General features: G+C 45.8%; 1 protein-coding gene. It reads left to right on the top strand.

Features of this window, described 5'->3' with window-relative positions; all coding sequences use genetic code 11:
- The first annotated feature begins 42 nt into the window (after window positions 1-42).
- Window positions 43-669: a hypothetical protein gene (locus B5G12_RS14860; protein ID WP_087325497.1), complete on the top strand. Its 627-nt coding sequence runs from the start codon at window positions 43-45 to the stop codon at window positions 667-669.
- Window positions 670-803: the final 134 nt, after the last annotated feature.

Genomic DNA, 803 nt, shown 5'->3' on the forward strand with positions numbered 1-803 from the left:
GGGTCTCTATCTTTTATACACCATAAGGAGGAAAAATTCATTATGAAACTCAAGAAGATTGCTTCTCTGGCGCTGGCCGGCATCATGGCCGTCAGCATGCTGGCTGGCTGCAAGGACGGTTCTTCTTCCAGCACCCCTACCGAGCCTGATGTCAACCCTGTTGATTCGTCTCTTGCTAACTATGTTAATAGCGAACTGGATGCGAAGTATACCAATATTTTGAAGCTGAGCGCAGATTCTACACTTGACTCTGCTCTGAGCAAAGCAGCGGCGATGATCGATGAGAACGAACTCAAAGCTACTTCTACAAATTGGATTACACAGGGGAGTGCTATTCAGAACTCGTTTATTGAAATGGTGAAGGCAGATACTTGCGATTTCAATGATTTTAAGGATACTACAAAGGATACTGTTGTAGCAGATCTTATCATTGTGCCTGGCAACTTTACTGAAGATGGCATGAAGGATCAGGTTGTCACCATGATGAAGGGTATCATCAATACCAACAACATGCCCACTGATGGGACTTCTGGCGGCAAGACTTATAACTACACCTACAATGGCAATATTGCAGTTGTAAAGGTGGAAAGCAACAGTGGTGAGTATTCTGCTTACGTGGTTGGTTTGGTTGTTGATCAGACTGTCAAGGAAGTTGTCACTGGTGTGTAATTAAACCAGTATGAGCTTTACTTATAACACCCCCGGGGCACCATACCGGGAGATGATATAAGGGGCGAGCAGGTGCCAGAGACCACCTGCACGCTCGGGTAAAACACCCATCCGATGTGGCGGCAAAGAGGAAT

Origin of the sequence: Faecalibacterium sp. An58, from assembly GCF_002161515.1 — a bacterium.
GTDB classification, from domain to species: domain Bacteria; phylum Bacillota; class Clostridia; order Oscillospirales; family Ruminococcaceae; genus Faecalibacterium; species Faecalibacterium avium.